The 25,373-nt window shown below is 69.8% G+C and carries 24 protein-coding genes and 1 pseudogene; 11 read left to right on the forward strand and 14 right to left on the reverse strand.

All coding sequences use genetic code 11. From position 1 onward, the window contains the following. The first annotated feature begins 13 nt into the window (after window positions 1-13). The 3 genes from CG719_RS12875 to meaB are packed head-to-tail and all read left to right on the forward strand — an operon-like array spanning window position 14 to window position 4,997. Window positions 14-1,822: a methylmalonyl-CoA mutase subunit beta gene (locus CG719_RS12875; RefSeq protein WP_100568720.1), complete on the forward strand. Its 1,809-nt coding sequence runs from the start codon at window positions 14-16 to the stop codon at window positions 1,820-1,822. Further along, window positions 1,822-3,996, forward strand: a complete 2,175-nt coding sequence (scpA, locus tag CG719_RS12880) for a methylmalonyl-CoA mutase (RefSeq protein WP_100568721.1) — start codon at window positions 1,822-1,824, stop codon at window positions 3,994-3,996. The genes CG719_RS12875 and scpA overlap by 1 nt, the downstream gene beginning before the upstream one ends. Before the next feature lie 5 nt (window positions 3,997-4,001). Then, window positions 4,002-4,997 carry a methylmalonyl Co-A mutase-associated GTPase MeaB gene (meaB, locus tag CG719_RS12885; RefSeq protein ID WP_100568722.1) on the forward strand — a complete coding sequence of 332 codons (996 nt, stop codon included), beginning with the start codon at window positions 4,002-4,004 and terminating at the stop codon, window positions 4,995-4,997. Between the two features lie 40 nt (window positions 4,998-5,037). Here the strand turns inward: meaB and CG719_RS12890 are convergent, their stop codons facing one another. Further along, window positions 5,038-5,928: a helix-turn-helix transcriptional regulator gene (locus CG719_RS12890; protein WP_100568723.1), complete on the reverse strand. Its 891-nt coding sequence runs from the start codon at window positions 5,926-5,928 to the stop codon at window positions 5,038-5,040. Between the two features lie 584 nt (window positions 5,929-6,512). Here CG719_RS12890 and CG719_RS12900 point away from each other — a divergent pair. Further along, on the forward strand, window positions 6,513-8,093 hold the full coding sequence (locus CG719_RS12900) for a hypothetical protein (protein ID WP_100568724.1): 1,581 nt from the start codon (window positions 6,513-6,515) through the stop codon (window positions 8,091-8,093). A 43-nt stretch (window positions 8,094-8,136) separates the two neighbouring features. Here CG719_RS12900 and CG719_RS12905 read toward each other — a convergent pair whose 3' ends face one another. Next, on the reverse strand, window positions 8,137-8,481 hold the full coding sequence (locus CG719_RS12905; RefSeq protein WP_100568725.1) for a DUF6234 family protein: 345 nt from the start codon (window positions 8,479-8,481) through the stop codon (window positions 8,137-8,139). Window positions 8,482-8,683: 202 nt separating this feature from the next. Between CG719_RS12905 and CG719_RS36360 the strand changes: the two are divergent. Continuing rightward, a pseudogene (locus CG719_RS36360) lies at window positions 8,684-8,900 on the forward strand (NF041680 family putative transposase); the annotation flags it as partial. Here CG719_RS36360 and CG719_RS12910 read toward each other — a convergent pair. The 3 genes from CG719_RS12910 to CG719_RS12920 form a co-directional block, all read right to left on the reverse strand. After that, the gene (locus CG719_RS12910) at window positions 8,897-9,604 is read right to left on the reverse strand and encodes a cysteine hydrolase (protein ID WP_100568726.1); all 708 of its coding nucleotides are present in this window, start codon (window positions 9,602-9,604) and stop codon (window positions 8,897-8,899) included. The pseudogene CG719_RS36360 and the gene CG719_RS12910 overlap by 4 nt on opposite strands. 108 nt (window positions 9,605-9,712) lie before the next feature. Next, complete coding sequence (locus CG719_RS12915; protein WP_100568727.1) at window positions 9,713-10,324, reverse strand: TetR/AcrR family transcriptional regulator; 612 nt, start codon at window positions 10,322-10,324, stop codon at window positions 9,713-9,715. 21 nt (window positions 10,325-10,345) lie between these two features. Further along, the gene (locus CG719_RS12920) at window positions 10,346-10,717 is read right to left on the reverse strand and encodes a winged helix-turn-helix transcriptional regulator (RefSeq protein WP_100568728.1); all 372 of its coding nucleotides are present in this window, start codon (window positions 10,715-10,717) and stop codon (window positions 10,346-10,348) included. Window positions 10,718-10,848: 131 nt separating this feature from the next. Between CG719_RS12920 and CG719_RS12925 the strand changes: the two genes are divergently transcribed. Continuing rightward, the gene (locus CG719_RS12925) at window positions 10,849-11,499 is read left to right on the forward strand and encodes an FMN-dependent NADH-azoreductase (RefSeq protein WP_100568729.1); all 651 of its coding nucleotides are present in this window, start codon (window positions 10,849-10,851) and stop codon (window positions 11,497-11,499) included. A 152-nt stretch (window positions 11,500-11,651) separates the two neighbouring features. Here CG719_RS12925 and CG719_RS12930 read toward each other — a convergent pair whose 3' ends face one another. The 5 genes from CG719_RS12930 to CG719_RS12945 form a co-directional block, all read right to left on the reverse strand. Next, complete coding sequence (locus CG719_RS12930) at window positions 11,652-12,602, reverse strand: alpha/beta fold hydrolase (RefSeq protein WP_199836622.1); 951 nt, start codon at window positions 12,600-12,602, stop codon at window positions 11,652-11,654. Between the two features lie 303 nt (window positions 12,603-12,905). Further along, window positions 12,906-13,403 (reverse strand): DUF3761 domain-containing protein, encoded by a 498-nt coding sequence (locus CG719_RS12935; protein ID WP_100568731.1) that lies wholly within the window; start codon window positions 13,401-13,403, stop codon window positions 12,906-12,908. Window positions 13,404-13,701: 298 nt separating this feature from the next. Further along, on the reverse strand, window positions 13,702-13,830 hold the full coding sequence (locus CG719_RS37115) for an MFS transporter small subunit (protein ID WP_267895356.1): 129 nt from the start codon (window positions 13,828-13,830) through the stop codon (window positions 13,702-13,704). Then, entirely contained in the window at window positions 13,805-15,130 is a 1,326-nt protein-coding gene (locus tag CG719_RS12940; RefSeq protein ID WP_100568732.1) for an OFA family MFS transporter, read from the reverse strand. The genes CG719_RS37115 and CG719_RS12940 overlap by 26 nt, the downstream gene beginning before the upstream one ends. Before the next feature lie 125 nt (window positions 15,131-15,255). Next, window positions 15,256-15,840 (reverse strand): helix-turn-helix domain-containing protein, encoded by a 585-nt coding sequence (locus CG719_RS12945; protein WP_100568733.1) that lies wholly within the window; start codon window positions 15,838-15,840, stop codon window positions 15,256-15,258. A 118-nt stretch (window positions 15,841-15,958) separates the two neighbouring features. Here CG719_RS12945 and CG719_RS12950 point away from each other — a divergent pair, with 118 nt between their 5' ends. Together CG719_RS12950 and CG719_RS12955 are read left to right on the forward strand one after the other, a co-directional pair. Next, on the forward strand, window positions 15,959-16,795 hold the full coding sequence (locus CG719_RS12950; protein ID WP_100568734.1) for an EamA family transporter: 837 nt from the start codon (window positions 15,959-15,961) through the stop codon (window positions 16,793-16,795). Window positions 16,796-16,825: 30 nt separating this feature from the next. Continuing rightward, entirely contained in the window at window positions 16,826-17,491 is a 666-nt protein-coding gene (locus CG719_RS12955) for an FMN-binding negative transcriptional regulator (RefSeq protein WP_100568735.1), read from the forward strand. Here CG719_RS12955 and CG719_RS12960 read toward each other — a convergent pair. The 3 genes from CG719_RS12960 to CG719_RS12970 form a co-directional block, all read right to left on the reverse strand. Beyond that, window positions 17,476-18,009 (reverse strand): hypothetical protein, encoded by a 534-nt coding sequence (locus tag CG719_RS12960; protein WP_100568736.1) that lies wholly within the window; start codon window positions 18,007-18,009, stop codon window positions 17,476-17,478. The genes CG719_RS12955 and CG719_RS12960 overlap by 16 nt on opposite strands. Before the next feature lie 154 nt (window positions 18,010-18,163). Next, entirely contained in the window at window positions 18,164-19,705 is a 1,542-nt protein-coding gene (locus CG719_RS12965; RefSeq protein WP_100568737.1) for a M28 family metallopeptidase, read from the reverse strand. 250 nt (window positions 19,706-19,955) lie between these two features. Next, on the reverse strand, window positions 19,956-21,458 hold the full coding sequence (locus tag CG719_RS12970) for an LVIVD repeat-containing protein (protein WP_100568738.1): 1,503 nt from the start codon (window positions 21,456-21,458) through the stop codon (window positions 19,956-19,958). Between the two features lie 98 nt (window positions 21,459-21,556). On the opposite strand from CG719_RS12970, the gene CG719_RS12975 reads away from it, so the two are divergent. The 3 genes from CG719_RS12975 (at window position 21,557) to CG719_RS12985 (ending at window position 24,320) form a co-directional block, all read left to right on the forward strand. Further along, window positions 21,557-22,225, forward strand: coding sequence for a DUF305 domain-containing protein (locus CG719_RS12975; RefSeq protein ID WP_100568739.1), 669 nt, complete (start codon window positions 21,557-21,559; stop codon window positions 22,223-22,225). Window positions 22,226-22,461: 236 nt separating this feature from the next. Beyond that, a complete protein-coding gene (locus CG719_RS12980) occupies window positions 22,462-23,400 on the forward strand; it encodes a GlxA family transcriptional regulator (RefSeq protein WP_100568740.1) in 939 nt (312 codons plus the stop codon). A gap of 44 nt (window positions 23,401-23,444) precedes the next feature. Further along, window positions 23,445-24,320 carry a PhzF family phenazine biosynthesis protein gene (locus CG719_RS12985; protein ID WP_100568741.1) on the forward strand — a complete coding sequence of 292 codons (876 nt, stop codon included), beginning with the start codon at window positions 23,445-23,447 and terminating at the stop codon, window positions 24,318-24,320. Between the two features lie 15 nt (window positions 24,321-24,335). Here CG719_RS12985 and CG719_RS12990 read toward each other — a convergent pair whose 3' ends face one another. Then, window positions 24,336-25,307, reverse strand: coding sequence for a nitrilase-related carbon-nitrogen hydrolase (locus CG719_RS12990; RefSeq protein ID WP_100568742.1), 972 nt, complete (start codon window positions 25,305-25,307; stop codon window positions 24,336-24,338). Window positions 25,308-25,373: the final 66 nt, after the last annotated feature.

The following is a 25,373-nucleotide window of genomic DNA, read 5'->3' on the forward strand; positions in this document are numbered from 1 at the left end:
CTAGCATCCGAGCATGACGGTCCTGTCCGACGACGGCCTTGAACTGGCCGGCGAATTCCCTGATGTTCCCCACGAGCAGTGGCAGCGCCTTGTGGCGGGTGTCCTGCGCAAGTCGGGCAAGGACGTCGAGGGCTCAGAAGCCGAGCACGCCCTGTCCACGAAGCTGGAGGACGGGTTGCGCACCCGGCCCCTCTACTCCGCGCGCGACGCCGCGCCCGAGCCCGGCTTCCCAGGGTTCGCGCCTTTCGTCCGCGGCGGGCGGGCCGAGGGGAACACGGTCGGCGGCTGGGACATCCGGCAGCGGCACACGGCGGCCGACAGCGGCGCGGTGCTCGCGGACCTGGAGAACGGCGTCACCTCCCTCTGGCTGACCCTCGGGGAGGGCGGCATCCCCGTGCCGGCGCTCGGCGAGGTCCTCGACGGCGTCTATCTCGACCTGGCACCCGTCGTCCTGGACGCGGGACCGGACGTCGAGCCCGCCGCACGGGCGTTGCTGCGGCTCTACGAGGAGCGTGGCGTCGCCAAGGACGCGGCGCGCGGCAACCTGGGCGCGGATCCGCTCGGCCACGAGGCCCGCACCGGGCAGCGGTCCGACTTCGCGGCGGCGGCCGATCTGGCGCGGCTGTGTGCGGAGCAGTACCCCGGACTGCGGGCGCTGACCGTGGACGCGCTGCCGTACCACGATGCCGGTGGCTCGGCCGCCCAGGAGCTGGGCTGCTCGCTGGCCACCGCGGTGGCGTACCTGCGGGAGCTGACGGATGCCGGGCTGAGCGTCGAACAGGCTTGTGCGCAGCTCGAGTTCCGGTACGCGGCGACCGCCGACCAGTTCCTCACGATCGCCAAGCTGCGGGCCGCGCGCCGCCTGTGGGCGAAGGTGGCCGAGGTCTGCGGAGCCCCGCGCGCGGGCGCGCAGCTCCAGCACGTGGTGACCTCGTCGGTGATGCTGACGCGCCGCGACCCGTGGGTGAACATGCTCCGCACGACGATCGCCACGCTGGCCGCCGGGGTCGGCGGGGCCGACTCGGTCACCGTCCTGCCCTTCGACCACGCGCTCGGCATGCCGGACGCGTTCGCGCGGCGCATCGCCCGCAACACTTCGACGATCCTCGTCGAGGAGTCGCATCTGTCCCGGGTGATCGACCCGGCGGGCGGTTCCTGGTACGTGGAGCGGCTCACCGACGAACTCGCGCACGCGGGCTGGGAGCACTTCCGGTCCATCGAACGGGCCGGCGGGCAGGCGGCCGCCCTGCGTTCGGGGCACCTCGGGCAGGAGCTGGCCGCCACCTGGCAGGCGCGCGCCGACAAGCTGGCCAGGCGCCGCGAACCCATCACCGGCGTCAGCGAGTTCCCGCACCTCGCGGAGAAGCCGGTCGTCCGCGAGAACGCACCCGAGCCCCCGGCAGGTGGCCTGCCGCGTGTACGCCGCGACGAGGCGTACGAGGCGCTGAGGGCCCGTTCCGACGCCCACCTCGCCGCGACCGGCTCCCGGCCCCGGATCTTCCTCGCCGCGATCGGCCCGGCCGCCGCCCACACCGCACGGCTCACCTTCGCCTCGAACCTCTTCCAGGCCGGCGGCATCGAACCGGTCACCGACGGCACCTTCGCGGCCAGTGGAGCCACTGAGGTCTGCCTGTGCTCCAGCGACGCCCTGTACGAGGAGCAGGCGCCGCTGGTGGCCGCGGAGCTGAAGTCGTCGGGCGCGTCGCACGTGTTCCTCGCCGGGCGCCCCGGGCAGTACCCCGGTGTCGACGCGTACATCTTCGCCGGCTGCGATGCCGTGGCCGTGCTGTCCTCCACCCTCGACCGTATGGGAGTGTCGTGATGGGAATCCCGGACTTCTCCAGGATCGAGCTGGGGACCCCGGCCCGCGACGGCGGTGACGGCGAGTGGCACACGGCGTTCAAGAAGGCGGCCGGCGGGGACGACCTGCTCTGGAGGACCCCCGAGGGCATCCCGGTCAAGCCGCTCTACACCGGCCGCGACCTGGAGGGCCTGGACTTCCTGGGCACCTATCCGGGCGTCGCGCCGTACCTGCGCGGCCCGTACCCGACGATGTACGTCAACCAGCCGTGGACGATCCGCCAGTACGCGGGCTTCTCCACCGCCGAGGAGTCCAACGCCTTCTACCGGCGCAACCTGGCAGCCGGCCAGAAGGGCCTGTCGGTCGCCTTCGACCTGCCCACGCACCGCGGCTACGACAGCGACCACCCGCGGGTGACCGGTGACGTCGGCATGGCGGGCGTGGCCATCGACTCCATCTACGACATGCGTCAGCTCTTCGACGGCATCCCGCTGGACAGGATGACGGTGTCGATGACCATGAACGGCGCCGTGCTGCCGATCCTCGCCCTGTACATCGTGGCGGCGGAGGAACAGGGCGTGCCGCCCGAGAAGCTGGCCGGGACCATTCAGAACGACATCCTCAAGGAGTTCATGGTCCGCAACACCTACATCTATCCGCCGAAGCCGTCGATGCGGATCATCTCCGACATCTTCGCGTACACCTCGCAGCGGATGCCCCGCTACAACTCCATCTCCATCTCCGGCTACCACATACAAGAAGCGGGCGCCACGGCCGACCTGGAGCTGGCGTACACCCTCGCCGACGGTGTGGAGTACATCCGGGCGGGCCGGGACGCGGGCCTGGACGTGGACGCGTTCGCGCCGCGGCTGTCGTTCTTCTGGGCGATCGGCATGAACTTCTTCATGGAGATCGCCAAGCTGCGGGCGGCGCGGCTGCTGTGGGCCAAGCTGGTCAGGCAGTTCGACCCGCAGAACGCCAAGTCCCTTTCGCTGCGCACCCATTCGCAGACCTCGGGCTGGTCGCTGACCGCGCAGGACGTGTTCAACAACGTCATGCGCACCTGTGTGGAGGCGATGGCGGCGACCCAGGGCCACACCCAGTCGCTGCACACCAACGCCCTCGACGAGGCCCTCGCGCTGCCCACCGACTTCTCGGCCCGCATCGCCCGCAACACCCAGTTGCTGATCCAGCAGGAGTCCGGCACCACCCGGGTCATCGACCCGTGGGGCGGCAGCGCCTACGTGGAGAAGCTGACCTACGATCTCGCCCGCCGGTCCTGGCAGCACATCCAGGAGGTCGAGCAGGCGGGCGGCATGGCGCAGGCCATCGACGCGGGCATCCCGAAGCTGCGTGTCGAGGAGGCCGCGGCCCGCACCCAGGCCCGGATCGACTCCGGGCGCCAGCCGGTCATCGGTGTCAACAAGTACCGCGTCGACAGCGACGAGCAGATCGAGGTCCTCAAGGTCGACAACTCCTCCGTACGCGCCCAGCAGATCGCCAAGCTGCGGCGGCTGCGCGAGGAGCGCGACGAGGCCGTGTGCCAGGGGGCGCTGGACGCGCTCACGCGGGCCGCCGCGGGCGACGGCAACCTGCTGGAGCTGGCCGTGCACGCGGCCCGTGCCAAGGCGACCGTCGGAGAGATCTCCGACGCCCTGGAGAAGGTGTACGGCCGGCACTCGGGGCAGATCCGTACGATCTCCGGTGTGTACCGCAACGAAGCCGGCGAGTCCCCGTCCGTGGACCGCACGCGCACCCTGGTGTCCTCCTTCGAGGAGGCCGAGGGCCGCCGTCCGCGCATCCTGGTCGCCAAGATGGGCCAGGACGGCCACGACCGCGGCCAGAAGGTGATCGCCACCGCCTTCGCCGACCTCGGCTTCGACGTGGACGTCGGTCCGCTGTTCCAGACCCCGGCCGAGGTGGCCCGCCAGGCCGTCGAGGCGGACGTGCACATCGTCGGCGTCTCCTCGCTGGCCGCCGGTCATCTCACACTCGTACCGGCGCTGCGCGAGCAGCTCGCCGAGGAAGGGCGCGAGGACATCGTGATCGTGGTCGGCGGGGTGATTCCGCCGCAGGACGTGCCCACGCTGCTGGAGATGGGCGCGACGGCCGTCTTCCCGCCCGGGACGGTGATCCCGGACGCCGCGTACGACCTGGTGAAACGGTTGTCGGCCGACCTCGGACACGACCTCTGACGACCATGGCCATCAACCTCGACACCTATGTGAAGGGCGTTCTCGACGGGAAACGCGCCATCGTCGCGCGGGCCATCACACTCGTCGAGTCCACCCGCCCCCAGCACCGAGTGCTGGCCCAGGAACTGCTGACCGAGCTGCTCCCGCACAGCGGCCGGGCCCGGCGGATCGGCGTCAGCGGGGTGCCCGGCGTGGGCAAGTCGACGTTCATCGACGCGTTCGGCACCATGCTGACCTCGCTCGGGCACCGGGTGGCCGTGCTCGCCGTGGACCCGTCCTCCACCCGTACGGGCGGCTCCATCCTCGGCGACAAGACACGCATGGAGCGGCTGGCCGTGGACCCGGCGGCCTTCGTCCGCCCCTCCCCCAGCGCGGGCACGCTGGGCGGGGTCGCGAAGGCGACCCGGGAGTCGATCGTGGTGATGGAGGCGGCCGGCTACGACGTCATCCTGGTGGAGACGGTCGGCGTCGGCCAGTCGGAGACCGCGGTCGCGAACATGGTCGACTCCTTCCTGCTGCTCACCCTGGCCCGCACCGGCGACCAGTTGCAGGGCATCAAGAAGGGCGTCCTGGAACTGGCCGACGTGATCGCCGTCAACAAGGCGGACGGCCCGCACGAACGCGACGCCCTCGCCGCCGCACGGGAGTTGGCGGGCGCGCTGCGGCTGATGCACGGCAAGGACGCGGTCTGGACCCCGCCCGTGCTGAGCTGCAGCGCCCGGGAGTCGAGCGGCCTGGACGTGGTCTGGGAGCGCCTGGAGAAGCACCGCACCCTGTTGGACTCGACCGGACGTCTCGCCGCCAAGCGCCGTGAACAGCAGGTCGACTGGACCTGGAACATGGTCCGCGACGAACTCCTCAGCCGTCTGCACGCCGACCCGGCGGTACGGGCTCTCGCGCCTTCCCTCGAACAGCTGGTCAAAGACGGCGAGTTGACGCCCACTCTGGCCGCTGAGCGCATCCTGGGAGCACTCGGGAGCCCTGGGACGGAAACAGCCTGAGCACCCGGATTTCAGGAGCGGAATCCGTGTCCGGACGAGATCAAGGGCGGACAGGACCCTCCTGGTCGGGCTGTTCCTGGGTGGTGGCGGCCCAGGAGGCGAGCAGGCACAGGGCGTCGTGCTCGGGTGTGCCGGGTTCGGCGCTGTAGGCGGTCAGGGTCAGGCCGGGGTGCGCCGGCATTTCCATGGCGTAGAAGTCGAGGGTGATCTCGCCGACGGCCGGGTGGCGGAAGGACTTGCGGCCGGTGTGGTGCAGGCGCACGTTGTGCTTGGCCCAGGCGGCGCGGAACTCGTCGCTGCGTGTCACCAGTTCGCCGATCAGACCGGTCAGCTCCGCATCCCCCGGGGCTCGGCCGGCTTCGGTGCGCAGCAGGGACACGGTGGTGTTGACCGAGGCGGCCCAGTCGGGGAAGAAGCTGCGGCTGGTGGAGTCGAGAAACCGGAAGCGGGCGATGTTCACCGGGCGGGAGGCCGCGGTGGTGAACAGGGGGGCGTAGAGGGCGCGCCCGAGCGGGTTGACGGCGAGGATGTCCAGGCGGCCGTTGCGGATGAAGGCCGGTGAGCCGGTCATGGAGTCGAGGACGCGCCTGAGACTGGCCGGGACGGGCTCCTTGGACCTGCGGGCGGCCCGGCGCGGTGGGCGCCGGCGCTGGGCGGCGGCCAGATCGTGCAGGTGGGCCCGTTCGGCCTCGTCCAGTCGCAGGGCCCGGCACACGGCGTCGAGGACTTCCTCGGAGGCACCGGCGAGCCGTCCGCGCTCCAGGCGGACGTAGTAGTCGATGCTGACACCGGCCAGCAGGGCGACCTCCTCGCGGCGCAGTCCGGGCACCCTGCGGCTTCCGCCGCCGAAAGCGGGCAGGCCGGCCTGCTGCGGGGTGATCTTCGCGCGTCGGGTGGCGAGGAACTCACGGATCTCGTGGGCGGTGTCCATGCCACCCAGGCCAAGCGGGGTGCAGCAGAGCTGGGGGGTTCTGTCAGTACCTGTCACGGCAGTACCTTCCCCAGGCCTGTGAGCTGCGGTTTCCTCAATGGTGACAGCGGATGCGGTCCAAGCCGCGGGTCGTGGGAACCCGCCCGGTCGGCGCGCATCACGCAGCTGAAGATGACCGCCGACGAGGGGACCGCCCGACAGCCCCTGTCGGCCCCCGTTTGATCAAGGAAAGCAGCCGTGGAAAAAGGTCTTCGACCTGAAGCTGCCCCTGTCCGAAGTGGCCGAAGGTTACAAGGCCATGGACGAACGCCGCGCCATCAAAACCCTGCTCATGCCCTGACCTGCCCGGTCACAACCCGGCCCCCGCTGCTGCGGCTGCTCAATCAGCAAGTCCGGCAAGTAGACTGAGGTGGTGTGAGCAGACCCGCAGGGTGTCGTCAGAAGGGCCCTGTCAGGTGATCCGCCCCAGACTCCAGACCGTCTCGGGCCGTCCAGACAGCGGAAGCGCGAAGGAAACAGCGGCCCTGTTCACAGCTTCAAGCACCAACGCGCTGTCCGCCGCGCGGTCCAAGAAGGAATTGACGATGCACACGTGGAAGAACCACCGCCCCTTACGCGCGGGGTTCCACTGGCAGCCCACCTGGAGTCTGTCTCCGTACAGCGTCCACGCCCCGAGCCCGTACTCGGCGAGCTCGGTGGAGACGGAAGCGGGGTTCACCGATCACGCCGATCCGGGATTCGAAGAGACCGTCGCACGGCTGGGCCGTGACGGCCGCCGGCCTGTGGAACACCTGGACATCCTTCTCAGCCCTGACCGCCTTCACCGGCCGTCCCCCTTGACGTTCAGCCTGCCCACGGGGGAACTCCTGGCGAGCGCTCAACCCGACTGGCGGGCACCCCAACTGCACGGCTGCGCTCTGCACACCGGCGAACTCTCCGTCGGAGAAACCTCCGAGGGCCGCCGCATCACGTGGACGCCGGCCACCCTCCTCCTCATCGAGGACATCCCCCGTACGTCGCTCGATTCGCTGCCCGCGGACTCCTTCAGCGTCGTCCGCTCCGGCGACAGCGACCCTGCGGACGCGCTGCGCCGGCAGGCGTTCGCCCTCCTCGGCACCCGGTATCACAGTGACATTCCCCCCGCACCCGATGACGCCTTTCCCCCCGAACCGGGATGGGAGAACTCCCAGGGATTCGAGCATCTGGCGACCGAGTACCCGGGACTCTCCAGCGCCGCTGAGGTCTTCATGGACGAACAGCGGTCAACCCTGATCGTTCGTCGTTTCGGATACGACGGCCGGGGCACCGAGTACGCCCTCTCCCTCACCCGCGAGCGCGCCGACCTGGCCGACCGCATGGTTGAGGAGTACGGGCACTCCCTCACCGCCTACGCGAGCGTCGGCGCCGGTCAGGACGCCGCGCGGTCCCTTCTGTCCACCCCCTGGACTCCGGCGGCCCTGCGGCGACTGCTCCCTGTCCTGCATGTCGAGGACGCCGACGACGCCGCTCACCTGACCGTGCGCTCCGCCGAGGAGTGGCTCCGGGACGGCTGGGATCTGCGGACGCCGAACAACGCGCATGTGTTGCTCCAGAACGCCGATCCTCGTCAGAGCTGGCGGGCTTCGGAGGCGGCGGCGCTCGCCGCGGCGGGAATCTCGGCCGACCGGGCCCGTGAGCTGCGGTCGGCGGGCTGCCGCTCGGTGGAGACGGCTGTCGCCGCTCATGCGTGTCGCCCGACCGCCGCGGCAAGGCAGGTACGGGAGTTGGTGGAGTCTTCGCAGACTCCGGTGCCGGATGAGATCAGCACGCAGCTCGCCCAGGCACAGGAACACCAGGCGCGTGAGGTCGAGACGTGGCGCCGTGATCACCGGCGAAGCTGCGGTCCCGAGGGCTGGGGGGTGTGGGCAAGCCTGACACACCACACCTTCAGCCTGAGAGACGGCTCCGTACGCTCGCTCTGGGACGTCACGAACGGATGGTGGGCCATCAGCGACGAAGGCGAGGAAGGGCAGAGCTGCTGCCTCTTCACCGACGAACACGAGGCAAGGGATTCCTGGCGGTCGACGCTCTCGGCTCTTCAGGAGTACGAGCAGGAGCTGCTCCAGGAGCACCTCGGGATGCAACGGCTCGGACCATCCGACGTGAGCGGCAACGAAGTCAGCTAGGCATGCCGGTGGAGCCTTGTGCTTCGGGCCCCGCTGCGGGGCCTTACCGGTCGGTCACGAGGTTCGGTGAAACACACGGCGTCCCGGCCCTTGTCGGGCACGCTGGTAGCGGAGATGGATGGGCGCGCTCATACTGCTCGTGCCAAGCACTCATCGTGAAGATCAGTGCGATGGCCGCTATGAGCAGTTGAACCGCTCCTGCGAACGGATGCGCCAAATACAGGAAGACCACGGCGATCACGAGCACGCCCAGGGTGAACCCGCCGAACCAGAGGACCGGTACCCAGTCCATCGTAGGTGTCCCGGTTTGTTCGTCTGCACGGCCCCATCCACGAATGGCCAACGTCAGCCCCAGCAGGATGGCGACCGGGATCTCGATGAGCAGCACGATCAGACTTATGCAGCCACCCTCGAACCCGTCGCCTCGCGAATCTGCAGGCTTGCCAGGCCGGCAACCGGTCTCCGGCAAGGGCGGTACACGCGAACTCGGCTCGAAGCGCATGGCTACATGCTCGTACGTCACGCTGTGCGCTGCCCTGCGGTTCGCCAGGCCGAGACCAAGTCGTGTCTGAGCGGGACAAGTACGAAGGACCCGCCCGAGACTTCGCTCTCCCGAGGCGGCGGGCCAGTGGACCTGGCTGATCGTCGCGGCCCACACTCAGCTCCGTCTCGCCCGGCCGCTGGTCGCGGACATCCGCCACCCCTGGGGGTGAGCCGGCCGGGCTCGGCCGGCTCACCCCCGCACGGGTCCGCCGGGGGTTCAGGAACCTCCGCCCGTACTTGCCCTGTCCGGCAGAACAAACTCAGGCCGAGCGGAGTTGACCGATGGTCTGCTCGGTCGACCACACGGCGCTGGCCAGGTAGCGGAAGTTGATGAGCGCGGCCAGATATCCGTCACCCTCGGGCAGCCGGGGTCCGGCGGTGGCGTCGCGGACGACGACGACCTCGAATCCCTGCTCGAGCAGCTCCCGGAGGTGCCCTTCGGTGCACAGGTTGGCCGCCATCCCGGCGAGGATCACCTGCGAGATGCCGCGCTTGCGCAGTTGGAGGACGAGGTCGTTCGACTCCGGCCCCACGATCTTGTGCGGGGAAGCGATGACGGTCTTTCCGTCCAGGATGTACTCCTTGTACTCCGGCAGGAAGTCCGCGCCGGAGTCGGTGAAGCCGTCGAGGGTGAGCGGACCGGTACGGCTGAACATGCCGACGCCGTGCATGAACTGCTCGATCGGATCGTTGAACTGCCACTGCTCGTCGGTGGGATAGAAGTAGTGCGGCGACACGGCGACCGTGATGCCCGCCTCCTTCGCGGAGGTGAGAAGCCGGCCGATGTGGCCGACGGTGCCGTTCTCGGTGATGCTGTCGCCGAAGACGGACCAGGTAGCGCCCTTCGGGCTCAGGAAGTCGACCTGCGGGTCGGTGATGACCAGCGCCGCACGCGTGGGGTCAAGTGTGAACCCGCTTCCGGGAAGTGCGGGGTCGGCAGGCTCGGCGTAGATGCTGCTGTCGGACATGAGAGGGAGTGCTCCTCACGAGGGGGGTAGCTGACGACTCGATAATAAGTGACCAGTCGTCTTTTTATAAAGTCAGAGCACCGCCATCTCCGGCCCACCAGCCGTCCGTTACTTCACCGAAGGAGCCGGCACCCCGAGGAGACGCGGCAAGGCCACAGTCGCGAACCTGTCGTACGCGTCGCGTCGCTGCCCGATGCGCCCTTGCATGACGGCCCCCTCCCACGCCTCGACGATAACGAAGGCGAGTTCCTCCGGGGACGCGTCACCGGGGAGGTCGCCATCGGCCTGGGCCTCGCGGAGGCACGCGGCGATCAAGCCGGTCCACCGGTCCATGATGTGGTCCAGCTTCTCCCTGACCTCCGCACTGTGGTCGGCCAGTTCGAGAGACATGTTGCCGACGAGGCAGCCCAGCGCGAAGTCGCGCTGGGCGTTGTGGTCCGTCATGGCCAGGAAGAACGCGGTGACACGGTCGACCGGAGGCCGGGACGCGTCTCGCAGATGGAAGCCGAAGTCCCGGTCGATGGACGCCCAGTAGTGCTCGAGCACCGCGACCGCGAAGTCTTCCTTGCTGGCGAAGTAGCTGTAGAACGACCCCTTCGGAACACCGGCGCTGTCGGTGATCTCCTTGATGCCGCACCCGTTGAAGCCGTTCGTGTGGATGAGCTCGAGCCCCGCGGCAAGGAGGCGTTCACGGACGTGCGGATTGGCTGGTCGCGGCATCCTTCGACAATAACCGAACGGTCAGCTGTCGCAGCCTGTCGCACTCGGCCGCCCTTCGGGCAGATGCTCCTCGGCCCACTTCCCGAGCTCCAGCAGGGCGGGCTCCAGCGCGGCCCCGGATTCCGTCAGCCGGTACGAGACGCGCAGCGGCGGCCCCTCTTCGACCTCACGCACCACGAGTCCCGCGGCGCCGAGCTCGGACAGCCGGTCGGAGAGCATGCGCTCGCTGATACCGGGGACGGCCCGCCGCAGGTCGGCGAAATGCGCGGGCTGCTCGACCAGGACGGCCACGATCGGGCCGGTCCAGCGCTTCCCGAGCAACTGGAAGACACGGGTGATGCCTGCACCCACCCGCTTGCACGCACCCGCGTCATGGCTCCGCTCGACCGTCATACCCCCAGGATACTGGGCCGTCGCAAGCAAGTGAAAAAAAGTAAGTCCCTATGCTATTTATAGTCGCGTACTTGGCAGGTTGAGCGGCTGTCGACCCGGCTGCCCGCCACTGCCGCTGATTGGAGTCCCTCGTGGCCACACTGCTGCACATCGATTCGTCCGTGTTCCCCGCGCCCGCCTCCGCCTCCCGTGCGGTGACGAGCGCCTTCCGCGAGGCCTGGCAGGAGCAGCACCCGGAGGGCACGGTGATCTACCGCGACCTCTCCACCGGCTCTGTGCCGCACATCACGGCCGACGCCCACAGCGCCGGGTTCGTCGACCCCGCCGCTCACACCCCCGAGCAGGCCGCCGCCTTCGCCGAGCGTCTGCGGCTGATCGAGGAGTTGGAGCACGCGGACGCGGTACTGATCGGCGCGCCGATGTACAACTACGCGATCCCCTCGACCCTCAAGGCCTGGCTGGACAACGTCATCCTCTTCGGCCGCACCGCGGGCGAGAGCCCCTCCGCCCAGGGCACGCCGGTCACCATCGTGGCCAGCCGCGGCGGTTCCTACGCTCCGGGTACGCCGAAGGAGTCGTACGAGTACGTACAGAACTACCTGACGGCAGTCCTCTCCGACATGCTCGGGCTCGACCTGGAGTTCATCGTGCCGGAGCTCACGATGGCCCCGCACAACCCGGCCATGGCCGAACTGGTCCCGCTGTTCGAGTCGTCCCGCGAGCGCGCGCTGCAGGACGCGGCCACCAGGGCGAAGAGCCTCGCCGAACGCTTCGCCGCATGACAGCGGTCCGACCCGGGAGTTCGGCCAACCCCGGCTGACGGGCGGGCCGGGCCGCCTGACGGCACCCGGCCTTCCTCACGAGCTCTTCAGCAGCACGAGGCGGCAGGGGAAGGGATGCCCAGGGGGAAGGGATGCCCCTCCCCCGCACTCCCTCAACCGCTGACACCCGGCGCCTCGTTGCCGTCGCCGGGCATCGAGATCGCATGTGCGTCCATGAGCTTGTCCACGGCCGCCGCGACCACCTCCGGGCTGGAGACCATCGTCAGGTGCCGGGCGTCCGGGATGAGCGTCGGAGGGGGTGCGCCGATGCGTCGGGCGGTCTGGTACGGCGTCTGCCGGGTGAACACGTCGTCCTGTGCCCCGAACACCACCGACTTGGGCAGGTCGAGCCCGGCCAGCCGCGCCACCCGGCCGGCGGGCAGACCCGGCACACCTTCGGCCAGCATGCTCCACAGAGCGCCCTCCGCACCCGGCACCTGGAGCGGGCGTCGCCATTGATCCAGACCGACGGCGTCCAGCGGCGGGCAGGCAGGCCCGCACTGCGCGTCGTACAGGCCGCGGATCACGGCGTCGATGCCGAGCCCGAGGCGCAGCAGGCTGGTCCGGTAGGGGTCGATCAGCACGTACCTGAAGGCCCGCGGCGGACCGGCGCCCGTGTCGAGGGCGTCGCCGTCGAGCAGCATCACGCCCCCCGTCCGGCCAGGGGCGCGCAGCGCGGCCTCGGCGACCACGGCGGCTCCGCTGGAGTGCCCTACCAGCAGCGGCCGTTCGCCGGGGCCGCCGAGGCGCATGGCGTCAAGGAATCCCAGCAACTGCCGGGTGAAATGGTCGACGGTGTACGGGCCGCGGCGTTCGCTGTACCCGTCGCCGCTCAGGTCGAGCGCGTACACCCGGTGGTTGCGGGCGAGCAACGGGGCCAGGCGCGACCAGGTGTCCACGGATTCGAAGGCTCCGTGCACCAGGACGACCGGTGAGCCCGCCGCGCCCCAGGTCTGGTAGCGCGTCCGGACGTCGGCGGCCTGCACGTACCTGAGTCCCGTTGGAGGCGCGGCGCGCCCGGCGGTGAAGCCGTTGTAGGCGAACGAGGCCGCTGTGACGGCCATCAGCACGACGGCAGAGCCCAGCGCGACGCGCCGCGACCACCGCCGCAGCCGTGAACGGCGCGGCCGGGGCGCCTGACCGGCGGGGGGCGCCGGTGAGGTGGCCGGAAGAGCGTCGCCTCTGTGGAGATCAGCTGTCACACGCCACAGGATTGCCCACCGGCAGGACCGTGGTCGTCCTGCGGAAGGAGTCATTGCGGCTACTGCGCCGGTTGTAGGGCGCTCGGTCGCCACGCTGCACGGCTGCCCGGCCGGTCGATACGCCGGCCGGGCCGTTCACACGGCCGCCGGGGCGGCCTGCTCGGTCTACCGGTAGAAGACGGCCACGCCTCCATGGTGCGAGCAGGCGCCCTGATGGTGGGCGGCGTAGGAGTAGGTGCCGTCGTTGCACAGAGCGGTGGCGCCGTTTCCGGCGCTGCTGGACCCGCCCGAGGAACTCGAGCCGCCGCTCCCCGACGAGCCGCCGGACGAACCGCCGCTGCTTCCCGAACCTGCCGCGGCTCTTGCGGTGACGGTCACCTTCACCTTGACGGTCTCCGTCGCCGTGGCAGTCGCCGTCGCAGTCACCGTCGGTGCCGGCGACGGGGCCGCGGTCTCCGTGGCGGTGGCTGTCGCGGTGACGGTGGCCGTCGGAAGCACCTTCGCGGCGACCGGCTTCGCCGTGTCACTGTCCTGCCCGCCGGCGCCCGCGCCCATCCCGATGAAGAAGGCGAGGCCCATCGCGGGCAGTACGTAGCGTTTGCGCGCCCACTTGGGGGCGGTCCGGGCAGCCGGGTACGGCGGAATGGTGTACGGATTGGTCATAGGTCCCCCAGAACGCGTTGGCAGCGCAGGCCGTGGCGTCGGCCGTGTCATGTGGCGTGCTGCTCGGTGCGGCGGTTGCCCGTTCGTCACGTCGGCTGTGAGCCGCCGGGGCTCCGCCGCCACAACGCAGCGAGGTCAGATCATGCCACAAGTGCACCACGGAATATGCACACTTCATTCACATACTCCATGTGGCTGCCGCAACGGCTCGCGTCCGGGCCGCCGTTGAGGGACCGAGCACGCCGGAACAAGCGCCCCTCGGCCTCCCGCCCCCTCCAGTACCAGCGTGCCTGCCGCCTCACCCGGTGAAGAGTTGCCTGGCTTTCAGGACGAGTTCGTAGAGGCCGTAGCACAGGGGGGCGCCCACCCACAGCCAGGAGAAGAGGATCAGCGCGCGCCGGTCAGGCGTGCTGCTCGTGTCGGCCATCGGCGGCCTCCTTCGGTGCGGGAATGTGGTGGCGGGAGTGGACCGGCCGTACGAACTCGTTGGCGATGAACCCGACGACGAGCAGCCCGATCATGATCACGAAGGAGAGGCCGTAGAGGGACGCTCCGTGCTTGCCGGCCTCCTCCTGGCGGTCGGCTATCCAGTTCACGATCAGCGGGCCGAGGACACCGGCGGTCGACCAGGCCGTGAGCAGCCGGCCGTGGATCGCGCCGACCTCGTAGGTCCCGAACAGGTCCTTCAGATAGGCGGGGATCGTCGCGAATCCGCCACCGTAGAAGGAGAGGATCACGAGCGCGCACAGGACGAACAGCGGCTTGGACGAGTCACCGAACGCAGCGATGAGCAGATACATGACCGCGCCGACGCCCAGGTAGACGCGGTAGATGTTCTTGCGTCCGATCAGGTCCGAGGTCGAGGACCAGCCGATGCGGCCCGCCATGTTGGCCGCCGACAGCAGAGCGACGAAGCCGGCGGCCGCGAAGGCCGACACCGGGGTGGAGGTGTCCGCGAAGAAGTCCGTGATCATCGGGGCGGCCTTCTCCAGGATGCCGATGCCGGCGGTCACGTTCATGCAGAGCACGAGCCACAGGCACCAGAACTGCGGGGTGCGCACGGCACTGCGGGCGGAGACCTGAGCGCCTGCGAAGGCAGTCGGCCCGCTCACGACGGGCTTCTTGGCCCGCGGCACCCGCACCAACAGGACGCCCAGGGACATGAAGACGGCGTACGACAGTCCGTGCACGAGGAAGGCGAGGGCGATCCCCGAATGGTCGGCGCCGAAGGAGTCCAGCATCTGCGCCGACCAGGGCGAGGCGATCAGCGCGCCGCCGCCGAAGCCCATGATGGCGATGCCGGTGGCCATGCCGGGCCGGTCCGGGAACCACTTGATCAGGGTGGAGACGGGCGAGATGTAGCCGATGCCCAGCCCGATGCCGCCGACGAACCCGTAGCCGAGGACGATCAGCCAGTACTGCTCGGTCTGTGCCCCCAGGGCGGCGAGCAGGAAGCCGGAGGAGAAGCAGACCAGGGCGACGGTCATCGCCCAGCGCGGTCCTTTGCGTTCCACGAGCGTGCCGCCGAACGCGGCGGACAGACCGAGCATCACGATCGCCAGTTGGAACGGCAGCGCGCTTTGCGTGCCGTCCAGATGGAGCGCTGACTCCAGGGACGGTTTGAACACGCTCCAGGCGTAGGCCTGGCCGATGGACAGGTGGACCGACAGAGCGGCGGGCGGAATCAGCCAGCGGCTCCATCCCGGGGGAGCAACAGGAGCACTCATGATCCCGGACGGTACGAATCCCGTGCCTTGTTGAACACCATCCGGTCGACCGTGTGCGGTAAGCGGCATTCCTCGTGCGACGAACGGTCGTACCGTCGGGTTCCCCCGGCCGGGACCGCCACCCTTCAGCTCGGGGAGCCGGGTCCTGGCGGGATGTGAACGGTCATGATCAGGTGGCAGGTGCCGGTGCCCGAGCCGCGGTAGGTGTGGGTGGTGTCGCCGTCGAAGGTGGCGGTCTGTCCGGCTTCGACGGTGTGCTCGGTGCCGTCGACGACCAGTGTCATCCGGCCGGACGTGACGCTGACCGTTTCCACGACGCCCGCTTGGTGGGGGTGGCTGGGGTACTCCTCGCCGGGCTCCAGTTTCCAGCGCCAGACCTCGACCGGAGCCGGTCCCGAGGTGGTCAGCATGAGCCGGGCCTCGCCGCCCCGCTCCCCGGCCCACAGGGGCATGACGGCGTCGGCGGACACCACGCGGACGCGGCCTTCGGCCGGTCCCTCCATCAGCGCGGACACCGAGATGCCGAGGGTGTCGGCGAGGCGGACCAGGGTGGCGAAGTTCGGGTTGCCCTGGGCCTTCTCCAGCCCGACCAGGGCACCCTTGCTGACCTTCGCCCGGCGGCCCAGCTCGTCCAGCGAAAGGCCCGCACGGGTGCGTGCGGCTCTGACGTTGTGCGCGAGCGTGCGCAGGGCTGCTTCGGCCTCGGGCACCTGATCACCATCCTGACGAGTGGAGCACTTCAATGAACCGTCCGGTCATTTGGTTGACAGGAGGCGGTCGTTTCATTGTACGGTCAGGTCGTTCCAATGTGAAAGTTAGGGAAGTGCCGTGTTCGCTCTGCTGCTGGCCCTGGGCAGCTCTCTCGCCTACGGATGCGCCGATTTCCTCGGTGGCCTCGGCGCCCGCAAGGCGCATGTGCTGCGCACCGTGCTGGTCGCGGCCCCCGCCAGTCTCGCCGTAGAACTGCTGCTGTGGCCCGTCCTGGGCGCCTCGTTCACCTGGGCGAGCGTCGGGTGGGGCGCGGCCTCCGGGGTCGCGTCGGCCGCCGCGTTCGCCCTGCTGTACAAGACCCTCGCGATCGGCCCGATGAACGTGCTCTCGCCGCTGACGGCGCTGGTGTCCGCCGCACTGCCGGTCGCGGTCGGGCTGCTCCAGGGCGAGCGCCTTGGAGTGGCGGGCCTCGTGGGTCTGCCGCTGGCGCTGGTGGCCGTGGTCATGGTGAGCGCCGGGCACGGGGCAGGCTCGTCACGTCCGTCGCGGACGGCTCTGCTGCTGGCCTTCGGGGCGGGCGCCGCCATCGCCCTTCAGCTCGTCTTCCTGCACCAGGCGCCCTCCGACAGCGGCGTGGCCCCACTGATCATCGGCAGAGCGGTCTCCTCGGCCGTCACTCTGGCCGCGGCCGCGGTGATGCACAGCCGACTGGGCCCGGAGAGGCCCGCCTACGCGATCTCCGCGACCGCCGGCGTACTGGACTCGCTCGCGAACCTGCTGTTCCTGCTCGCCGCCCGCAGCGGCGACCTCACCGTCGTCGCGGTGATCACCGCCCTGTATCCGGCCGGCACGGTCCTGCTCGCCCGCGGCGTGCTCGCCGAACGCATCCACCGCGGCCAGCTCGTCGGCCTGGGCACCGCCGCCGTCGCGGTCGGCCTCCTGGCCCTCACCTGACCAACTGCCCTCCCCCCCAAGGAGAACCACATGTTCATCCAGCCCTGGGACGCCCCCCTGGACGACACCGAATGGCAGACCTGGATCGCCGACGGCCACGACTTCGGCCAGCTCAGCGTCAACGGCCTGCCCGGCCAGGCGCCCGTCGTCGTCCCCACCCACTTCACCACCGACAACGGCCAACTGCTGGTCCACCTCGCCCGGCCCAACCCGGCCTGGAAGGCCATCGAGCACGACCCGAACGTCACCTTCACCGTCATCGGCGACTACGCCTTCGTCCCCGGCCCCTGGCGCGCCAAGCCCGGCATCCCGCCCACCGACGGCGTCCCCACCAGCTACTACGCGGCCGTCCAGTTCACCTGCCGCGCCCACATCGTCGACGACCCCGAGGCCAAGGCCGACCTGCTGCGCCGCCAGATGGCCCACTTCCAGCCCGACGGCGACCACGCCCTCATCGACGTCGGCCAGTCGCCGTACGGGCGGATGCTGCCCGGCATCCGCGGGCTGCGCCTTGAGGTCACCGAGGTGCGGGCCAAGTTCAAGTACGACGACCACAAGCCCGTCGAGCACCGCACCGCCGTCGCCGGCCACCTCACCGACCGCGGCCAGGGCCTGGACGTGCCCACCGCACGCCAGCAACTGCGCCGCCTGGACCGCATCGGCCTCGCGTACTCCGCCGGTCAGGGGAAGTTGTAGGTGATCACGGCGCGGGCCGGGAAGCGGAGGGCGTCGTTGACCGTGGGTGAGCGCTCGACCAGGACGCTGACGTCGGCACCGTCGTCGGTTGTGGAGTGGTAGAGCCAGAGTGGCTCCCGGAGGGGTGTGCCGCACAGGTCGTCGGGGCGTGCGATGCCGTCGTCGACTTTCTCGCCGTACTTTCGGTCGAACAGCGGTTTGTCGTCCGGGAGGATGCCCGCGCGGTCGAGGTAGTCCGGTATCCGGCCGCTCACGAAGGCGACTTCGGCTCTGCCGTTCCGGGTGAGGTAGTGGATGTCGGAGGCGCCGGCAGGGATCGGCGCACCCCCGGCGCTGATCACGCCGGGCAACTTCGCGTCGCTTCCCACACATGCCCGAGCGTCGCCGAAAGGGTGGAACAGTTCGTCACGGAGCAGCCAGACGACACCTCCGGCCAGTACCGCGAGGACGACCACGACGACTCCGAGGCAGGACAGAAGGCGCCGCACACCTCCCCCGTTGCCAGGCGTACCGCTCACGTTCCCCCCTGGGTGGTGCCACGCCTACGAGCATGCGGAGCATACGCCAGTGATCAGCCGGCCCAGGAGGCGGTCCTCGCCCTGCCGTGTGTGTCGCCGCAGAAGTGAAGGGGAGGGCCGGACAGTACGGCCCTCCCCTTGTGCGGAGCGGGAGTTACTCGGTGACCTCGTGGTCGTGGCCATCGTGCAGGCCGCCCCCGCTGCCCGCCGAACCCTTGGTGTTCTGCGGCGTCACCGGCTTGCTCAGGATGCTGGTGTCCCAGGCGTACTGGCCCACCGCGTTGGCGATGACGTCGATGTTGACGTCGAACGCCTTCATGTTGATGTTCTTCAGGTTGTCGCAGGCCGCGTGGTAGCAGGCGTCGTACGCGACTCCGGCCTTACCGCCGTACACCTTTGCCTGCTCGGCCGTCTTGATGCCCTCCGCGCCGGTGAACGTGCCGCCCGAGGGGATGCCCACCTCGATGAACGGCCCGTAGTCGGAGCGGCCGGTGAAGTCGGTGCCCTCGTGCGGGATGCGCCTGCTGTCCAGGTAGTCGGTGATCTGCCGCTCGAGCTGCGCCGAGCCCTCCGGGCCGGGGCCGGCACCGACCTGGTCGGAGTCGTCGCCGTCGTAGACGAACTGGGCGTAGTTCGGCGAGGCGATCATGTCGAAGTTCAGGTACAGCTTGACCTTCGCACGGTCCGCCGCCGAGAGGCCGTCGACGTACGCCTCCGAGCCCAGCAGGCCGAACTCCTCGGCCGACCACCAGGCGAAACGTACCTTGTTCTTGACCTTCTCGTGGGCGAGGTTCAGGGCCACGTCGAGGATGCCGGCGGAGCCGGAGCCGTTGTCGTTGATGCCTGGCCCGGCCTCCACCGAGTCCAGGTGGGCGCCGAACATCACCACGTTGTCGGCGCTGCCGCTCTTGGTCTCGGCGATCACGTTGTAGGTGTGCCGGTTCTCCGCGAAGGTGCGGATCTCCAGGTTGACGGTCACCGCGCCGGCGGCGGCCTTCGCCGCGAGAGCCTCACCGTCCGCCTGCGTGACGCCGCCCGCCGGGATCCTCGCGGCGGACGGGTCGCCCAGGGTGCCGTTGAGCGTGCCCTCGGTGTTGTTGTAGATGATCGCGCCGACCGCGCCCGCACCGGCGGCGGCCTCCTGCTTCTCCGCGAAGGTGCAGCCGCCGCGCTTGATCAGCGCGATCTTCCCGGTGAACGTCCCGGAGGTGTAGTCCCCCGGCTCGCAGCCGGTGGTGTCGTCGACCGGCACCACCGCGACCGGGGCGGTGATGCCGCCGACCGGGCTGCTGGCGGAGTACGTCATGGCGATCAACGGGATGTCCTGCTGCTGCGGTGACACCACCCGAAGGCTCTGCGCCAGCGTCTTCGTGAACGGGTAGTCGAACTCGTTCCGGGTCACCGAGTACCCGGCCTTCCGCAACAGTGCCTCGACGTACTCGGCCGACTGCCGGTGCCCCTCCGACCCGGCCACCCGGGTGTTCCCGTTCTTGTCGGCGATCCGCTGGAACTTCTTCAGATGCTCGTAGGCATCCTCGGCGTTGCTCTTCTTGACGAGCTTCTTCGCGAGCTGGACAGCCTCCTTCGCAGGGTCACTGTGAGCGGAGGCGGTGCCCGAGCCGATCAGCAGCAGCGGCGCTATGAGCCCTGCGGCGGATACGGCGGCTACCGTGGTACGGCGGTTCCGAGCGTTCAAGACGCTTCCTTCCGGCAGTCCATCAGAAATGGGCGTAACGGCCGAAAACAGGCCGAGGGACGTACGGCGGCACTCCGGGGGCAGGCAGAAACGACCGGAGCGCACCGCTCCCCCTGCCACCGGCAAGGAGAAAGGTATCCGCTCAGTAAACGCTTGGTAATGGGTTGACAAGAATCTTCGACGCCGATGACGCCGGGCGGTGAACCGCCCGGCGGGACCGGTGCCGTTGCGCCGGCAGACCCTGGCCGGGTCAGTCGAAGTAGTCCGGCTGGGTCTGGACGTTCAGCTGGTCCAGGTGGATCTTCCGGGCCGGGTCGGTGCGCCGGTCGTTCAGCTTGAGCACGTCGAAGCCCTTGGCGATGTCGTTCGAGTAGATGTAGCCGTTGTAGTAGTACGCGGACCAGGAGCCGCCCACGGTCAGCCGGTCCGTGCTCAGCGGGCCGCGCTCGAAGTAGCCGATCTCCTTCGGCTGCGTCGAGTCGGTGAAGTCCCAGACCGAGACGCCGCCCTGGTACCAGGCCTGGACCATGAGGTCGCGGCCCTTGACCGGGATCAGGGAACCGTTGTGGGCGACGCAGTTCTCGGTGTCCGCCTGGTGGCGCGGGATCTTGAAGTAGCCGCGGAACACGAGCTTGCGCTGGTCGCCCTTGCCGACGATGTCGTAGATGCCGTCGGCTCCGCGGTTCGGGCCGATGGCCGCGTTGCAGGTCGCGGCGCCGCCGCCGCCGAGTTCGTCGGTGAAGACGACCTTCTTCGCGGTCTGGTTGAAGGTCGCCGAGTGCCAGAACGCGAAGTTGACGTTGTCCTGGACCTGGTCGATGACCTTCGGGTGCTCCGGGTCCTTGATGGACATCAGGATGCCGTCGCCCATGCAGGCACCGGCGGCCAGGTCCTTCGACGGCAGCACGGTGATGTCGTGGCAGCCGGTCGTCTTGGAGACACCCGGGTTGGTGGGCGCGCCGGGGTTGCCGCCACCGTCGGGGCCGTCACCCGGGAAGAGCACGGCGAAGTTGACGACCGCGGCCTTCTGGGGAGCGTCGCGCGGCACCTTGATGATCGAGATGCCGTCGTGCGGCGGTTGGCAGTCGGGGAACGACGGGCTCGGGGAGTACGAGGACACGTAGATGTAGACGTTACGGCCGTGCGGAACGAGGGAGTGCGTGTGCGAGCCGCAGTTGGTCTCGACGGCCGCGACGTACTTGGGGCTCTTCTTGTTGCTGATGTCGAAGATCTTCATGCCCTCCCACGACGACTTCTCGGTCGCGGGCTGCGACGTGCTCGAGCAGGAGTTGTCGCTGCGCGAGGAGTCGGTCGACAGGAACAGCAGGTTCCCGTAGACGGACACGTCGTTCTGCGATCCCGGGCAGAGCACCTGGGAGACCGTCTTGGGCGCCTTCGGGTTGCTGATGTCGAAGATGCGGAAGCCGTCGTAGTTGCCGGCGAACACGTACTTGCCCTGGAAGGCGAGGTCCGAGTTCAGGTCCGTCAGGGCGTCCTTGGGGACGTTGACGAGGTGCTCGATGTTGTCGGAGTGGACGATCTCGTCCTGCGCCGGTATCTCGCCGTCGGCGATGGCCGTTCTGGTCTCGGCCGCCTCGCTCTTCGACACTCGCTGGGGTGTGGTGGCGGTGTCGCCGGGGTCGGGCGTCGCCATGGCCGGAGCCGCGGTGAGCAGCGCCGCCAGCAGGCCGGTTGCGGCCGCCACAACCCCGAGGCGCCTGGGCCGTGTTCGGGGACCGTTTAACAGGTTCACTGTTTCCTCCCTGGTGTCCGTTCGCAAGGGAACGGTTCACGGACAGCCGCAGTATCGTACTTTTCATGTACAGATCAAAAGATGATAATGCGCTGGCTATGAACGTCTTTGATCGCGTCAAGTGGCGGACAGTCGCCGCTCTCACCCTTGTCACTCTCACAGTCGGCGCGTGCGACTCGGGCACGGACGCTCCGGAGAAGAGGAGCGCGCCCGGCCCCTCGGTGATCGCTCCCGGTAAGCCCGGTGAGCCCGCCCGGACCCTGTCCGCCGCGGACGCCGCCAAGGAGATTCCCGACGACTCCCCCAACGCGGCGGACTTCGAGTACGTCCAGATGATGATCGTCCACCACGGCCAGGCGCTGGACATGACCGAACTGGCCCCGCACCGGGCGAAGTCGGCCAACGTGAAGCGGATGGCCTCCCGCATCGCCGCGGGCCAGGGGCCTGAAATCGACGCCATGAAGGGGTGGTTGAAGAACCATGGCGGAAAGCGGCGCACGAGTGGCGGCGCGGGCTCGTCGCACCACCACGACCATGCCACGATGCCCGGCATGGCCACCGAGGCCCAACTGACGCAGCTCCGCGCGGCGCGGGGCGCGGCCTTCGACGAGCTGTTCCTGAAACTCATGACCGCGCACCACTACGGGGCGATCACCATGGCCACCTCGGTGCTCTCGGACGGCAACAACGTACAGGTCGAGGAGATGGCGAACGAAGTGATCGCCCAGCAGACCAGCGAGATCAGCCGGATGCGTGAGATGCCCTGACGCCCGGCGCGGCGTCCCGCGGGCCTCTCGACGGCGCGATGGGCGACCGCAGTCGCCTCGCGACCGCCGGGCGGTGCGGCGGGAGCCCCTGTGCTCCAGGCCGTGGCCCGGCCCTGGGCGGCCCGCCCGGCCCGTCTGCGGGTGACATCTGCTCGGGGCGCCGCCGCACAGTATGCGACGGCGCCCCGGCGTGATGCCGTGGTGGCGGGAATGCGGTGATGAGTTATGTTCCCGCCATGCACACCGTCGCCGTCCTGGCGCTGGATCAGGTGATTCCCTTCGACCTGTCCACGCCGATCGAGGTCTTCTCCCGTACTCGGCTCCCCGACGGGCGCCCCGGCTACCAGGTCCGCGTGTGCGCCGAGCGACCCGAGATAGACGCCGGCACCTTCACCCTCCGCGCGCATCGCACCCTCGACGGCCTCAAGGGTGCGGACACGGTCATCGTGCCGGGCACGGCCGCCCCCACCGCACCGCTCACGCCCGAGGTCCGCGAGGCGCTGCTGGAGGCCGCCGCGGACGGCACCCGGATCGCGTCCATCTGCACGGGCACCTTCCCGCTGGCCGCCACCGGCCTCCTCGACGGACTGCGCGCCACGACGCACTGGCTGGCCGCGGACCTGCTGGCCGCGCTGTATCCGAAGGTGACGGTCGACCCCGACGTGCTGTACGTCGACAACGGCCGGCTCCTCACCTCCGCGGGCGCCGCCGCAGGCCTCGACCTGTGTCTGCACATGATCCGCGGCGACCACGGTTCGGCGGTGGCCGCCGACGCCGCCCGGCTCTCCGTCATGCCGCTCGAGCGGGAGGGCGGGCAGGCGCAGTTCATCGTCCACGACCACGCGCCCACACCGCAGGGTTCCTCCTTCGAACCGCTGCTCGCCTGGCTCCAGGACAACCTGGACCGGAACCTGACCGTCGCCGACATGGCCGCGCACGCCGGCGTCAGCACCCGCACCCTCATGCGCCGCTTCCGCGAGCAGACCGGGACCAGCCCGCTGCAGTGGCTGCACCGGGCGCGCGTCCGGCAGGCCCAGCACCTGCTGGAGACCACCCGGCATCCGGTGGAGCGGATCGCGGGGCAGGTCGGGTTCGGCTCGCCCACGGCGTTCCGCGACCGCTTCAAGCGGACGACGGGTGTCAGCCCACAGGCGTACCGCCGCACCTTCAGTTGAAGTCGACAGGAATAGCCGCGGCCCTGCCGCGTGTTCCCGCGCACATGACGACGAACACGCCGCGGCCCGAGGTGCTGCGCTACACCGCCTTCTCCGGCGACCCCGACGGCGGAAACCCCGCCGGTGTGGTTCTGGACGCCGCCGCCCTGGACGACAGTGACATGCTGGCCATCGCCGCCGGCCTCGGGTACTCGGAGTCCGCCTTCCTGACCGCACCCCCGGAGGACCTGGGTGGCCCGGAGGGACGGGCGTACAGCATCCGTTACTTCAGCCCCAAGGCCGAGGTGCCGTTCTGCGGGCACGCCACCGTCGCGACCGCCGTCGCGCTCGCCGAGCGGACCGGTCCCGGCAAGCTCCTGTTCGCGACGCGAGCCGGCACCGTGCCGGTGGAGGTGGCCGAGGAGGGCGGGACGGTCAGGGCCACACTCACCAGCGTCGAGCCGCACATCGACGAGATCGGTCCCGCCGACCTCGCGGAGGCGCTCGCCGCGCTCGGCTGGCCGGCCGCCGACCTCGACCCGGCCTTCCCGCCCCGTATCGCATTCGCCGGTGCCCGCCATCTCGTGCTCGGGGCGGCGACTCGCGCACGCCTGGCGGATCTCGCGTACGACTTCCAGCGGCTCGAAGCTCTGATGCACCGCCTTGACCTGACCACACTTCAGTTGGTGTGGCGGGAGTCGCCCGCCGTCTTCCATGTCCGTGACCCGTTCCCCGTCGGCGGTGTCGTCGAGGACCCGGCGACCGGCGCCGCGGCCGCCGCGTTCGGCGCGTACGCCCGTGAGCTCGGCCTGGTCCCCGAGGACGCCGTCCTCACCCTGCATCAGGGTGAGGACCTGGGCCGCCCCGGCGAACTCACCGTGACGCTGCGCGCGGGTGACCCGCGAGTCCGTGTCGGCGGCACGGGAGTCCGCATCGGCTAGCTCGGCGGTCGCCGGTCAGGTGCTGGTGACGGTGGTGCGGCGGGCCGACTCGTCGACATGGAGGGTGAACACGTCGGGGCGCGCGTAGTGGCCGGTGGGGTCGAAGTCGAAGCGTGCGCGTGTGAGGTCGTCGAGGTCCAGTTCGGCGGTCAGGATGCCCTCGCTGCCGCGCAGCGGGCCGGCGAGGACCTCTCCGAGCGGGGAGACGATGACGGAGCCGCCGCCGATCAGGACGGTGTCGGGCGCGTCGCCCTGGACGGGGTGGAGGTCGTCGGGCAGGGCTTCCCGGCGCAGGTACTGGCCGGCGCTGAGGACGAAGCAGCGGCCCTCCAGGGCGATGTGCCGCATGCTCGCCTGCCAGGCGTCGCGGTCGTCCACGGTCGGCGCGCACCACAGGTCGACGCCCTTGGCGTACATGGCCGTACGGAACAGCGGCATGTAGTTCTCCCAGCAGATGGCGGCGCCGAGGCGGGCGCTGCCGGTGTCGACGACCGGGAGGGTGGAACCGTCGCCCTGGCCCCACAGGTAGCGTTCGGCGGCGGTCGGCATGAGCTTGCGGTGCAGGCCCAGGTAGCCCTCGGGGCCGAAGAACAGGGCGACGCAGTAGAGGGTGCCGCCCTGGCGTTCGACGGCGCCGACCACGGCGTGGCAGCCGAGCTCCCGGGTGAGGGCGGCCAGGGTGTCCGTCTCGGGGCCGGGGACGTCGATGGCGGCGGCGTGGTAGCGGCGGAAGAGTTCGCGGCCTGCCGGGGTGCGGCTGCCTACGGTGATGTCGAAGTCCAGGCCCTTGGGATAGCCGCCGAGGAACGCCTCGGGCAGGACGACGACCTCCGCGCCCCGGTCGCCGACGGCCTCCCGGATGAGTTCCTCGGCGCGTTTCAGCGCCGCCTGAGTATCGAACAGCGGGGCGGCCGCCTGAACGACGGCGGCGGTCACGGTACGGCGGGACTCGGGGGCCGCGGCAGTGGCGGAGGGCAGGGAAGTCATGGCACCGAGACTAGGACGAGCCGATCCGGCGACGCTGCCCCGAAGCGACGTACCGGCCCAGCCGGT

This window comes from Streptomyces sp. CB01373 (genome assembly GCF_002803075.1).
Taxonomy (GTDB): domain Bacteria; phylum Actinomycetota; class Actinomycetes; order Streptomycetales; family Streptomycetaceae; genus Streptomyces.